The sequence below is a fragment of the Paraburkholderia sp. C35 genome, assembly GCF_003121405.1.
GTDB lineage: Bacteria > Pseudomonadota > Gammaproteobacteria > Burkholderiales > Burkholderiaceae > Paraburkholderia.
Genome location: NZ_QBUY01000092.1, coordinates 1 through 12,509 on the forward strand (window position 1 = coordinate 1; position 12,509 = coordinate 12,509).

At 65.8% G+C, this 12,509-nt stretch carries 13 protein-coding genes and 1 pseudogene; 8 read left to right on the top strand and 6 right to left on the bottom strand.

Annotated features, from left to right (window positions below; genetic code table 11):
- Window positions 1-12: 12 nt before the first annotated feature.
- From DK391_RS34090 to DK391_RS34105, 4 genes and pseudogenes are all read left to right on the top strand, one after another.
- A pseudogene (locus DK391_RS34090) lies at window positions 13-204 on the top strand (ATP-binding protein); the annotation flags it as partial.
- 329 nt (window positions 205-533) lie between these two features.
- Window positions 534-1,208, top strand: a complete 675-nt coding sequence (locus DK391_RS34095; protein WP_109482409.1) for a response regulator transcription factor — start codon at window positions 534-536, stop codon at window positions 1,206-1,208.
- 93 nt (window positions 1,209-1,301) lie between these two features.
- On the top strand, window positions 1,302-1,586 hold the full coding sequence (locus DK391_RS34100; RefSeq protein WP_109482410.1) for a hypothetical protein: 285 nt from the start codon (window positions 1,302-1,304) through the stop codon (window positions 1,584-1,586).
- Window positions 1,587-1,595: 9 nt separating this feature from the next.
- Complete coding sequence (locus DK391_RS34105) at window positions 1,596-2,597, top strand: alpha/beta hydrolase (protein WP_109482411.1); 1,002 nt, start codon at window positions 1,596-1,598, stop codon at window positions 2,595-2,597.
- 120 nt (window positions 2,598-2,717) lie between these two features.
- Here the strand turns inward: DK391_RS34105 and DK391_RS34110 are convergent, their stop codons facing one another.
- From DK391_RS34110 to DK391_RS34125, 4 genes are all read right to left on the bottom strand, one after another.
- Window positions 2,718-3,971, bottom strand: a complete 1,254-nt coding sequence (locus tag DK391_RS34110; protein WP_109482412.1) for an MFS transporter — start codon at window positions 3,969-3,971, stop codon at window positions 2,718-2,720.
- 131 nt (window positions 3,972-4,102) lie between these two features.
- On the bottom strand, window positions 4,103-5,044 hold the full coding sequence (gcvA, locus tag DK391_RS34115) for a transcriptional regulator GcvA (protein ID WP_109482413.1): 942 nt from the start codon (window positions 5,042-5,044) through the stop codon (window positions 4,103-4,105).
- A 73-nt stretch (window positions 5,045-5,117) separates the two neighbouring features.
- Window positions 5,118-5,348 carry a zinc ribbon domain-containing protein gene (locus DK391_RS34120; RefSeq protein ID WP_109482414.1) on the bottom strand — a complete coding sequence of 77 codons (231 nt, stop codon included), beginning with the start codon at window positions 5,346-5,348 and terminating at the stop codon, window positions 5,118-5,120.
- 61 nt (window positions 5,349-5,409) lie between these two features.
- Window positions 5,410-5,730: an HNH endonuclease gene (locus DK391_RS34125; RefSeq protein WP_109482415.1), complete on the bottom strand. Its 321-nt coding sequence runs from the start codon at window positions 5,728-5,730 to the stop codon at window positions 5,410-5,412.
- A gap of 109 nt (window positions 5,731-5,839) precedes the next feature.
- Between DK391_RS34125 and DK391_RS34130 the strand changes: the two genes are divergently transcribed.
- Window positions 5,840-6,433 carry an SLATT domain-containing protein gene (locus tag DK391_RS34130; protein ID WP_109482416.1) on the top strand — a complete coding sequence of 198 codons (594 nt, stop codon included), beginning with the start codon at window positions 5,840-5,842 and terminating at the stop codon, window positions 6,431-6,433.
- A 16-nt stretch (window positions 6,434-6,449) separates the two neighbouring features.
- Here DK391_RS34130 and DK391_RS34135 read toward each other — a convergent pair whose 3' ends face one another.
- The gene (locus tag DK391_RS34135) at window positions 6,450-7,400 is read right to left on the bottom strand and encodes a PTS sugar transporter subunit IIA (RefSeq protein WP_109482417.1); all 951 of its coding nucleotides are present in this window, start codon (window positions 7,398-7,400) and stop codon (window positions 6,450-6,452) included.
- Window positions 7,401-7,524: 124 nt separating this feature from the next.
- On the opposite strand from DK391_RS34135, the gene DK391_RS34140 reads away from it, so the two are divergent.
- The 3 genes from DK391_RS34140 (at window position 7,525) to DK391_RS34150 (ending at window position 9,662) form a co-directional block, all read left to right on the top strand.
- Window positions 7,525-8,220, top strand: coding sequence for a glutathione S-transferase C-terminal domain-containing protein (locus DK391_RS34140; protein ID WP_109482418.1), 696 nt, complete (start codon window positions 7,525-7,527; stop codon window positions 8,218-8,220).
- 142 nt (window positions 8,221-8,362) lie between these two features.
- Window positions 8,363-8,959 (top strand): YSC84-related protein, encoded by a 597-nt coding sequence (locus DK391_RS34145; RefSeq protein ID WP_109482419.1) that lies wholly within the window; start codon window positions 8,363-8,365, stop codon window positions 8,957-8,959.
- A gap of 172 nt (window positions 8,960-9,131) precedes the next feature.
- The gene (locus DK391_RS34150; protein ID WP_109482441.1) at window positions 9,132-9,662 is read left to right on the top strand and encodes a universal stress protein; all 531 of its coding nucleotides are present in this window, start codon (window positions 9,132-9,134) and stop codon (window positions 9,660-9,662) included.
- 11 nt (window positions 9,663-9,673) lie between these two features.
- Here DK391_RS34150 and DK391_RS34155 read toward each other — a convergent pair whose 3' ends face one another.
- The gene (locus DK391_RS34155) at window positions 9,674-12,508 is read right to left on the bottom strand and encodes an Hsp70 family protein (RefSeq protein ID WP_109482420.1); all 2,835 of its coding nucleotides are present in this window, start codon (window positions 12,506-12,508) and stop codon (window positions 9,674-9,676) included.
- Between the last annotated feature and the right edge of the window lies 1 nt (window position 12,509).

Here is a 12,509-nt window from a genome sequence, read left to right on the forward strand (position 1 = left end):
AGATTTTTATAAGTGACAGAAGCGATGCTGCCGCGCGTGTTCGACCGCTTTTTCCGGGCCAATGTGCAGATCGAGGGCAGTGGCCTCGGGTTGTCGATCGTGCAGGCGATTGTCAATCGATACGGCGGCGAGGCGAGCTTGCGGAACCGCACTGACGGTGTATCGGGGATAGTCGCGTCGATCGGCTTTCCTTCTGCGCCCTGAAGAGCGCTCATTCTTCGCTAATTGTCCGTGCCTATGATGGTAACTGTTCTGGGATCTGTTGGAGCAGGCCCCTCTGGTTCTGGCACGGCGATCGGTGCACGCCAGAATCCTTAGCCGACCACGGAAGAAGTGGTCGGCTTTTTTTGCTTTTCGAAAAGACGTCTCGCGAGACGGATCCCACATCACCTCGGTTATCATGCAAACTGGCTGGCGCCAATGAACACACGTCGCCGGCGGCCACGGCCCAGTGCATCGCACACCGCCGACCATCGCGGCGGACCAGGTGCAGCGGCCGGACGACATCACTTCGTTGCTGTGGACACGACATCATGCGAGTGCTACTGGTTGAAGACGATCTGCAGATTGGCCAAAGTCTGATGCGCGCGTTGCAAGACGCGGATTACAGCGTCGACTGGGTCCGCGATGGCAACGCGGGCAGTGCGGCGATCGCTGCCGCCGAATACACCGTTGTGCTGCTCGATCTCGGCCTGCCGGGCATGAGCGGCATCGAGCTGCTGAGATCGGCCCGCGCGGCAGGCAATACGGTGCCCGTTCTGATCCTGACCGCCCGCGACGATCTGGACGCGCGCGTGCAGGGTCTGGATGTCGGCGCCGACGACTACGTGCTCAAGCCCTTCGACGTCCCCGAACTGATGGCGCGCATGCGTGCCGTGCTGCGCCGCAAGGCCGGCTATGCATCGTCGCGTCTCGGCGACGACGCGCTGAACCTCGATCTCGACAAGCGCACGCTGTGCTGCAACGGCGTGTCGTCGGTCTTGTCGGCGCGAGAGTTCGCGCTGATGCTCGCGTTTCTCGAACGGCCCGGCACGATCCTGTCGCGCGACCAGCTCGAAGACAAACTCTATGGCTGGGGCAAGGAAGTCGAGAGCAATGCCGTCGACGTGCTCATTCACTCGGTGCGCAAGAAGTTCGGGCAATCGGTGATCCGCAATGTGCGCGGCCTCGGCTGGACCGTCATGCTGGGCGAAGCACCCAAAACCTGACGCCCTCGCGCGCTCATTCTTCCCTCACTCTGCATCGCCACAATCTTCTCAACCGCACAGCAATCACGCTGTTCGAGCAGCGAGGAGAAAGCGATGAAAGGCATTCCGCAAGTCAAGGTAGTTGTCGCGCGCAACAATCTGCAAACGGCATTCGATATGTACGATCCCTGCACCCGCACGCGGATCGCCGTGCATATGGATTGCACGCCGCAAGGCAGCACCGTGCGTACTGACCTGCGTTCACCTGTCTATGGCGCGCGCGCCTACCGCGTACGGGTTGCACCGGGCCAGATCGATGTGAGCGATCTGAGCGGCCAGAGCGTGCAGTATCCGCGTTGTGCCGGCTGGAGCGAAGGTTTCAGCTCGCCCCAGCACTAAGAGCACGTCATGTCGAACCATCCGGCTATCGAAGGCCGCACGGATCGCATGTCGGCAAGCTGGCAGGCGCGTGCCGTGCTGCTGGCCATGCCGCTGCTGGTGGGCCGGCGCGCGGCAACGCGTCGCGTAGCGCTGCAGGACGTCGCAGCCGTGCGCACCCGCGCGCGCCGCTTGTCCTTGCCGGGCGCCTGGCTCGCGGCGCTGCTGAATCCACGCTCGCGCAGGATGCGCGATGCCGATCTTGCGGGCCTGTGGACCTTTCCTGCCACCCGGCCCGGACCTGTCGCGAATGTCATCCTTTATCTGCACGGCGGCGGCTATTACTTCGGCGCGCCGGAGACGCATCGCGCGGTGACGCCGGCGCTTGCCGCGCACAGCGGCGCGCCCGTCTTCGCGCCCGATTACCGCCTCGCGCCCGAGCATCCGTTTCCCGCCGCGCTCGACGATGCGCTGCATGCATACCGGACGCTGATCGCGCGCGGCATCGCGGCGGATTCGATCGTCGTCGCCGGCGATTCGGCGGGCGGCGGGCTTGCGCTCGCCTTGCTGCTCGCGCTGCGGGACGCCGGTGAAGCCTTGCCCGCCGGTGCCGTGCTGTTTTCTCCATGGGCCGACCTGACGACGACATGGCGCGCCGCGCGCGGCACCGGCCCGGTCACGCGCCTCGCTATCCAGCAGGCAGCGCGGAGGTACGTTGGCGATGCGAGCACGTGGGATCCGTATGTGTCGCCCGCGCGTGGCGAACTGCGCGATCTGCCGCCGATCCATCTGCAGATCAGCGACAGCGAAGTGATGTACGAAGACGCGCGTGCTCTCGCGGCGCGGCTCGATCGCGCGGGTGTCACGGTGCAGGTCGCGCTGTGGCACGGCATGCCGCACGCGCTGCCGTGCTTCGCGCCGTTCCTGCCTGAAGCGAACCAGGCGCTGCGGCAGGCCGCGATGTTCGTGCGGCGCTGCCTTGCGACGCGCAAGCGTTTCGCGGCGGCTGCCGCCACGGCGGAGGTCGCATAGCGCGACATGGGTTTGCTCAGGCGGCGAGTGTAAAAAAGCGGACGGCCTGGGCCGTCCGCGTCAATGGCCAATACTGAACACTGGCCTCTGGAAAGCGCTTGTGAAGAACGATAACGAGGACTACGCGTGCGCCGGTTCGATGCTCGCGTGAACGGTATCGTCGATCGGGAAATGCAGCAGTGCGGCGAACAGGCTTGCCAGCGCGGTGGCTGCCCAGAGCGGCGTGTACGACCCCGTCACGTCGAACACGTAGCCGCCGAGCCATGCGCCGAGGAACGAACCCAGTTGATGGCTCAGAAACACCACGCCGAACAGCGTGCCGAGATGGCGTATGCCGAACACCTTGGCGATCAGGCCACTGGTGAGCGGCACCGTGCCGAGCCACGTCAGGCCCATCACGGCGGCGAACAGCACGACGGAGAGCGTGGTCTTCGGCAGCAGGATGAAAGCGGCGATCGTCGCGCCGCGCACCAGATACAGCCAGCCGAGCACATGCTGCTGACGGAACCGCCCGCCGAGCCAGCCGCATGCCCAACTGCCTGCCATGTTGAACAGGCCGATCAGTGCGAGCGCCGTGGCGCCGAGTCCCATCGGCAGATGGCATAAGGTCAGATAGCCGGGCAGATGGGTTGCGATGAACGCAAGCTGGAAACCGCACGTGAAGAAGCCGAGCGTCAACAGACGGTAGCCGCGATGGCGCACAGCATAGGAGAGCGTCTCGCGCAGCGACGAAGCGGCGGGCGCCGTGGACGGCGTGACCGCTTGAGGCGCAGTCGCGCCTTTGCGGCGATCGAGCAGAATGCCGAACGGCGCGGCGGCGAGCATCAGGAAAGCGAGCGCATAGAGCGAGGTCGAGACACCGGACGTTTCGCGTATCAGTTGCGCGAACGGCACCATCAGCACCTGTCCGAGCGAGCCGCCCGCGCTCGCGATACCCATCGCCATGCTGCGCTGCGCGGGCGTGGCGACGCGCCCGACGGCCGTCAGCACGACGCCGAAGGTGGTGCAGCTCACGCCGATGCCGACCAGTAGTCCCAGCCCGACGATCAGCGCGACGACGGACGGCGTGCTTGCCGCCAGCGCCAGCCCCGCCGCGAAGGTGGCGGCGCCGAATGCGACCACGGGGGCGGCGCCGTAGCGGTCGGCTGCCGCGCCGGCGAAAGGCTGCGCGAAACCCCACACCAGATTGTGCAGCGCGATGGCGAAGGCGATCAGCGTGACGGGCAGGCCGCGATCATACGAAAACGGGCCGATGAACAGGCCGAAGGTTTGCCGGATGCCCATCGCGGCGCTGAGGATCAGCGCGGCGGCGATGATCACGTAGAGCGTCGGATTGCGCGGGCGTGCGGTGAGTGCGGGTTTGGCTGTCGACATGTTTCGTTTCCTCCACGTGCATCCTCGCAGTGGCGAAGCGGCGCGACAAACGAAAAGTTTTCGGCGACAGGTGAAGAAATTTCACTCGTGTGGGTCGACGGGAAAGTGAGCCTCGGCCAGCGCGCGTCTGGCTAGCGGACGGCAGCGGCGAGATGCGCGAGGTCGCCAGATGACGCCACTTCACCGAACGCTTGTGCTTCCTGCAGCAGCCAGCGCCTGACCGCCTGCAGATCAGGGCGCTCGTCCGTGCCCTCAGCGCTGACGAGCCAGTAAGCCGTCTTTGCCTCGACTGCCGGCGCGCCAGCTTCGACGAGCACGCCTGCATCGAGTTCGCGGTTCACCAGTGGCCGCCTGCCGATCGCGACGCCCATGCCCGTCGCGGCCGCTTCGAGCGCAAGCTGGATCGTGTCGAATCGCAGGCCGCCCGCGGCGTCGATGTCCGGCACGCCCGCGCCATCCAGCCATGCCTGCCAGTCTTCGCTGGCCGTGTCGACGTGAATCAGCGTGGCGCGCCGCAGATCGGCGTTGCCATGTGCGTCGAGCAGGCTCGCGCGATAGGCCGGGCTGCACACAGGCACAAGCCGCTCGCCGAACAGACGGCTCCAATCGCTGCCCGGCACCGGCCCGCGGCTCAGGCGGATGCCGAAATCGAAGCCATCGGATGGAAAGCCTACCTGACGGCGTGACGTATCGACGGATACGTCGATGCCCGGCCACTGCGCGCGAAACGCGAACAGGCGCGGCACGAGCCAGCGCGCGGCGAGCGTCGGCGCGCAACTGACGCTGATGGTTCGATGCGTGCGGTCGTCGGGCAGCCGCTGGGTGCCGAGCGCGATCAGCGAGAAAGCCTCGGCGATATAGGGGAAGTACTGCTCGCCCGCGGGCGTGAGCGACAGCTTGCGCGGTTCGCGCACGAACAGCGCGACGCCGAGCGTTTCCTCGAGCGTGACGATGCCGTGGCTGACGGCGCTGGGCGTGACGTTCAGCTCGGCGGCGGCGAGCTTGAAGCTGCCGTGCCGCGCCGCCGCTTCGAAGAAACGCAGCGCGTTCAGCGGAGGCAGGCGAAGCGGCATGGTATGGGTTCCCGGCGGAATGGAAGCGGGGCAGACTTTGCGTCAGGCGACGACGCGCACAACCCGCGAGCGCTCAAGGGCAGCACGAACAGCCGCGATGCCGCATGCCGTAGCCGCCTTCGCTGTCGCTGTCGCTGTCGGACGAGCCGCCCGAAGCGCCGCCAAGCAGGGCCGGCGCGCCCACTCGCACGCGTTCCGCCGACGCGCCGCAGTGCGGACAATCCGCCGGTTCGTCGCGCTCGGCGATGCGCCTGACCGTTTCAAACCTGCCGCATCCGGCGCACTCGTAGTCGTACACAGGCATAACTTGGTTCCGATGTCGTCATCAACAGGCGCCCGAGATACACGACGGACGCGCTGCGCGTTCAGCGCTTGCGCCGGCTGCTGCGCGTGCGCTCATGAAATCCGTCGGGCTTCGTGCGTACCCAGTTCACGAAAGCGCGGACCTGTTCATTTTCGAGCAGGCGATCGACGGATGCATAGCGTGTTGCCAGTTCGCGCTCCGTGAAGAGCGCATGCAGTTGCCGATGGCAGATGCGGTGCAGCGCAACCGTATCGCGGCCGCCTTCCGTCTTCGGCACGAGATGATGCTCATCGCGCTGGGCGGCGGGAATCGCGCGGCCGCACAACGGGCATACGTCGTCCACGGGCGGCCGATACCAGGATTCCACTTCACGCTTTGCCATCGATGCTCCTGCGTCTGCCGTCATCGTACCAACTTTCGGGTGGCATGCTGGCGGCGCGGTCAAACCGCGATGCTATGCTGACCGCTCTGCGACGAAACAAGGCACAGGCATGACGACGGTCGATACGCATGCAGAACCGGGCGCCCGCGTCGGCGCGCATCCCGTTCCTGATTCGGGCGGGCACGCCGAGTACCGGCCGCCCGTCAATGAGGACGAGTTGCTGTTGAAGTGGATTCGCCGGGCGCGCGAATCGCAGAAGAGTCATTACGACATGGCGGATCTGCTGGCCGCGCGCAACCGCCTGTTCGGCATCGGCGTGACGGTTGTTTCGGCGGTGGTCGGCACGACGGTGTTCCTGTCGCTGGTGGCGTCGTCGGATTCGCCGTGGGTGCGGCTCGTGGTCGGGCTGGTGAGTATCGCAGCGGCCGTGTCGGCGGCGTTGCAGACCTTTCTGCGCTACGCGGAGCGCGCCGAGGAACACCGCGCGGCGGGTGCACGCTATGGCGCGGTGCGTCGCCGGCTGGAAGCGATCTATGCACGCGATCCCGGCGCGCGCGATGGTCACTATGTGAGCGAAGTGCGCGAGGTACTCGACCGGCTCGCCGAGGATTCGCCGAGCGTGCCGCCGCGCGTGTTCCGGCGTACGCAGGCGACCTTGCGCGTCGCCGCGCTGCAGGAGCGCGACGACATGCGCTGGGAATGAGCGCGGTGCGTCGCGCTCAGGCTCTGAGCCGTGCGCCCGGCGCGCCGGTTCGCGCAGCGGGATAGGGCATCAAGGCAGGAATTTCGGACGCTTCGCCCGTGCTGCTGAACAGCCGGCATACTTCGGTTGCACTTGCGCAGGCATGAAGTCGTTCGCGGAAGTGCTGATCGCAAAAGCGTTGCGCGACGTCGGCCAGCAGATTCAGATGCATGGTGTTCGCGCCTTCGGGCACGAGGAGCGCGATCACATCGGTGACGGGTTTCGCGTCGGGCGCGTCGAAGTCGAGTGGCACACGCGGGCGCACGTACAGCACCACAGGCGTAAGCAACCCGGCGATCTGGCTATGCGGCACGGCGACACCTTGCCCGAGTCCCGTCGAGCCGAGCGCTTCACGCGTGTTCAATCCATCGATCACCTGTTGCGCAGGTACGCCGTAGCGCGTTTCGCAACACGCGCCGAGTTGCGCGAACAGCGCGGCGCGATCGGCAAGCTCGGTGTCGAGCAGGACGTTGCTGACGCTCAGCAGTTGATCGAGCGTATCGACGCTGTCGTCGCCGGGTTTGACGTGTGTTCTTGCCGGGCGTAGCGCGCTCGCCGCCTGTGCCCATGAGGTGGCGCGCAACAGGTCGCGCCAGCCGTCGGTCGGGGTGTCGGGGATTTCGAACAGATGGCCGAACTGCGCTGCGGGCGCAATGCGCGTGACCTGCTGGATCGCGCCGTTGACCGCGTCTTTCGGCAGATATAACGAGAGCTGCACGCGTTCCGTGTGCGGCAGTGTCGCGATGCGAATGGTCCACGGCTGGCCCGCGCAATCGCGCGTCAGCGCGCGGCGCAGTGGTGTGACGTGTTGCGCGTCGAGTGTGACGCGCATCATCACGCTGCGGGTGGTCGTGCTGTGGCGTGCGACGTCGTTGTGATGATGGTGGATGCCGAATATGGCGCGCAGAATCGCCCGGGTCTTCGTCATGCCCTTTCTCCAGACTGACAGTAGGCGTAGCGTAGCGCGATTCGTGTTAAAACCGAATAAAAAAGGGCTTTCGCTTTTCGACGCAAACTCAACGACATCAACGCCCGGAGGGAGACCACATTCGATGCTGACGCTCTACTCATACCCTGATCTGTTCGGCGTCGCCGACAACAACGCATTCGGCCTGAAGGTCTACGCGTTCATGCGTCTATGCGGACTTGAATTCGATCATCAGCACATTCTCGACACGTCGCACGCACCACGCGGTCAACTGCCTTATCTGTCGGACGATAACGAAACAGTCGGCGACAGCGACACGATCATCACGTATCTGAAGAGCCAATACGACCTGCAGATCGACCGTGCGCTATCGCCGGGGCAGCAAAACCTGGACTTCCTTGTGCGCCGCACACTCGACGATCTCTACTGGCCGATGAGCTATTCGCGCTGGCGCGACGACCGCTACTGGCCGGCATTCCGCGACGCCGTGCTGCGCGAGCACGCAGACGTCACCGCAAGCGATCTCGAAGCCGCCCGCGAATACAACGACAAGCGCTACCGCTATCAGGGCATCGGGCGATATGAACCGGACCAGGTGTACGCGCGAGGCATCGGCGATCTGCGCGTGGTGGCCGATCTGCTCGGCGACAGCGGCTTCGTATTCGGCCCTGAGCCCGCCAGCATCGACGCGGCGATCTACGGCTTTATCGCGAACATCTACTTCTACGAGATCGACACGCCGTTGAAGGCGTACGTGCTGTCGCGTCCTGAACTGGTTCGCCATTGCCGCGCGATTCACGAGCGCATCGCACGGGCGTGAAGGGCAAGCGGTAAGGAACGGGCGCGGAACTCACGCGCTGCAACAGCTGTCATCGGATAGGATCGGCATGATTGCGAGCCGTTTCGATCACGATATCAACGACATCCAACGATACCCAACGACACCCAGCAAGGGAGAAACAATGACAACAGACCGTCGCCGATTCCTCGCCATGACCACGGCCACACTCGCGACCAGCGGACTGGCGCTGGCAGGTTGCACGACCACGGGGCCATCGTCGGATAACTCGGACGCAGTCAATGCGGCGAAGCGCCAGACCATCGACGCCGCCGTCAACGGCACGCTCGAGCGTCTCTACAACACCATCGGCGGTTCGCGTGAACTGGCCGACAAGTCGCGCGGCATTCTCGTGTTCCCGTCGGTGATCTCGGCGGGCTTCTGGTTCGGCGGGCAGTATGGGCAAGGTGCGCTGCGCGTCGGCGGGCAGACGTCGGGCTATTACAGCATCGCGGCGGCATCGTTTGGCTTGCAGATCGGCGCGCAATCGAAGGCCATCATCATGCTGTTCATGACCGACGACGCGCTCAGCAGTTTCACGCGCAGCCAGGGCTGGTCGGCGGGCGTCGATGCCACCGTCGCGCTGGTGAAGGTCGGCGCCAACGGCAATGTCGATACATCGACGGCCACCAGTCCCGTCGAAGCGTTCGTGCTCACGAACGGCGGGCTGATGGCGGGGGTATCGCTGGAAGGCTCCAAGATTTCCCGTCTGATCATCTGATCCTGCCCGACGGATGGCGCGCGATGCGTCATCCGTCTTCCCGCTTCCTTTCCTGTCATTGTCCTGCTCGATCGCGCTTCACGCGCGCCGTCTCCGCACGCTCATTTATCGCTAACTCTCGCGTCGCATCATGCATCACATGACGAAGCACATGACGACGGAGGCACACAAAATGAGCAAGCACATTCTGGTAGCGGTTGGCGCAAACTGTGACGGCAGCGTACTGAAGACAGCCATCGAAAAGGCCCGCCATACGGGCGCCCGGCTGACGGCGGTATACGTGGTCGACACGATGCCATGGTGGGCGATGACGGGTGTCGAATACGGCTGCATCGATTCGTACCAGCTGGTTCAGGAACTGGAACGCGAGGTCGAGCGCCGCTGCAACGAGACCCTCGCCACGGATGCATGGGACATTCAGGCGCAAGCGCTCACGGTGCAGCTGGGCAGCAACAGCGTCGGCCGCCGCATCGCCCGACTCGCCGACGAGCTCGATGCAGACATGATCGTGGGCGGCGCGGGGCATGGTTCGAAATGGCGCTTCTGGGAAGAACGGATGAGCGACGTGGTCGGACGCTGCACGCGCCGCTCGGTGCTGGTGGCGACATCCGGCGCTGCATCCCGCGAAGAAGCGGCAGGCGAATCGAATCGCCGCCGCGACAAGGCACGCGCCGCAGCGCACGTCCACGCGCAAACGCTCTGACGCGTAGCTGGCTAGGCGCTGCCGATGAGCTTCAGACCCGCCGGCAGCGCTTCGCCGAATACGCGGCCGGTGTCGGCTTCATCGAGCGCGACGGTCTCGCGGACCATGCGGATCCACGCGGGCGCCGCGCCGAGCGTCTCCAGCCGCCGGATCACGTTTTCGCGGGCGGCATCGGGCAGGTCGCGCGATCGGTCGCCGGTCATGCGCGACAGCTGCACGGCGGCGAACGCGGCCGGCTCCACCTTTTTCCAGTCGAGCGCGAGCACGGCGTCGAGCCACGGCAGCGCCACTTCGGGCGGCACGACGCCATGCGCGCTGCCGTAGAAAGGCAAGCGCGCGCCGATGCGCCCGATGGCCCACCACGTCTGATGATTCTCGCCGGGCTTGTGCAGGCGTTCGAACAAGGCCTGCGCGAGCGCGATCTTGCGCTCGACGGCAATGCGCTCCAATGAAGCCTGCACACGGATCATGTCCGCGTAGCCGACCTTGGAGGGATCAAAGGGCAGTTTCTGCTTTTTAATGCTTGCGGCTTGCAGGAACTCCATTGCATCGAGCAATTGCAGTTGTGCATCTTCATTCAGGCCGCCCGCCGCGCGGCGCCACAGCGTCCACCATTCCGACCACACCTGGCTTTCGTGGATGTACTGGATGCCGTCGTCGAAAATCGTCCACAACTGTTCGACGCGCCATTCGTCGAGCGGATAGCCGAACCCTGGCCGCAGGCAATAACCCACCAGATTGAGCCACAGCCGTTCGTGATCGGCCGAGCGGCGCCGGCGTTTGGCGCGCTCCCACAACGCGCCGAACAGTTCGCGCAGCAGCGCGACGTCCCAGCTTTCGCGCGGACCGAGTGTCTGTTCAAGTTGTGCGCGCAGCCGCTTGACCTCGTTGGGGCCGACATTCGACGAACGCGCGCCAAACGAACGCTCGATCAGTTCGATCGCGTGATCGAGCGACGGATGCCGTGTGCCTTCGCTGGCGTCCGGTGCGGACGCCGCTTCGTCGCGGCGCAGTTCGAATTGCAGCAGCCAGCGTTGCGAAGCGTCGTCGGTGGCGATGCAGTTCACTTCGAGCGTGCCGACTTCGGTGATCGACGTGGTGAGCCTGACAGGCCGCTCGTCGGCGTCGGACGCGTGCCGGCGCTGCACGACGGTCGCGATGGGCGGCAGGCGGACGAAATCGCCTTGCGACAGGTCGGTGAGCTCGCCGGGTTCGAAGCGCGTATCGGCGACAGTCGACATCAGATGAAAACGCACTGGCTGGCCGAGCCGCAGCGCGAACACACGTCCGTCGAGATGCACTTCGTGTGCTTCTTCCGTGCCGCGCGGCAACAGGCAGATGCCCTGGCCGTCTTCGAGCACGAGGAAATAGCTGCGCGCCGAACCGCCGCCGATACGCGGCGCGTTGCCCGCGCGCGCCAGTCCATATGCAACCGCGCCGCGTGCGACGGCGACATCGGGATGATCGTTTTGCAGCACATGCAGCGGCTGCCCGCGCCATGTGCCCAGCGTATCGGCGAGCCGTTGCGTGAGCGCCTGCGCGCGGAACACGCCGCCGTTGAGCAGCAGCGTGTCGGGCACGGGCAGCGACGCGTCTTCGCCCGCGCTTGCTGCGCCGAGCGCTTCGCGCGACGGCACCGCGAGCCGCTTGAGGAAGGCCGCGACGTGACGCGTGACGGCGGCATCGCTTGCATAGGGCAGGCCAAACTCGACGATGGCCGCGCGCGAACGGCGCGGCAGGTCATCAGCGGCGACCTGCGGGAAAAACCCATCGACCACCACGCTGGCGAGTTCGTCGCGCGTCAGATGCGTGGTGCGCGCGCCGCCGATCAGCCGCGAACCCGCGCCGAGCAGCGTGATCGCCACTGATTCGGGCGCGTTCACGGCCAGCAACTGCTCCTTCGCGACGCGGCAGCGTTCGACCAGTTGCGACAGGCTCGCCGCCGACAGCCGCGGCTGGCCGTCCTGCGCCAGACGCGTCTCGACGAGGCGCGCGAGCGCGAGGTCCATGTTGTCGCCGCCGAGCATCAGATGATTGCCGACGCCGATGCGCGTGAGTTGCGGCTCGCCGTGTCCGTCGAGCTGGACCTTGATCAGCGTGAGGTCGGTCGTGCCGCCGCCGACGTCGCAGATCAGCACGAGTTTGGTGTCCTTTAACTCGGACCGGAGCGTATCGCGATGGTGAAACAGCCAGTCGTAGAACGCGGCCTGCGGTTCTTCGAGCAAGCGCAGCGCCGGCAGCTTCGCGAGGCGCGCGGCTTCGAGCGTCAACGCGCGCGCGCCTTCGTCGAAGGAGGCGGGCACCGTGAGCACCACGTTCTGCTGTTCGAGCGGCGCGTCGGGGAAGCGCGCGTTCCACGCGGCACGCACGTGCGCGAGGTAGCTCGCGCTCGCGGTGACGGGCGAGACCTTGGCGACGTCGTCGGGCGCGCCCCATGGCAGGATCGGCGCAAGCCGGTCCACGGACGCATGCGACAGCCAGCGTTTCGCACTCGCGACCAGCCGCCCCGGCACCTGCGCGCCGAGCGCGCGCGCCAGCTGCCCGATGACGGGCGGCTGTGCGCCGGCCGTTTGAGACCCTGGCGTGGAATCCGCTTTGAGATCGACGGAAGACCACGGCAGTTGCAGATCGCCGGGATTCAGTTCGCCCGCAGCCGGGTGATAGCGGACGGACGGCAGCAGCGGCCGCGCGGCGACTTCGCCGGGCGCGACCAGTTGATCGACATCGAACACGCGGATATCGTCGGAACCGCTCCCGACATAGGCGACGACGGTATTGCTCGTGCCGAGGTCGATGCCGACCGTGTAGCGCGCGGCTGCCTGCTTCTGCCTGTGCTTGTCCTTCATC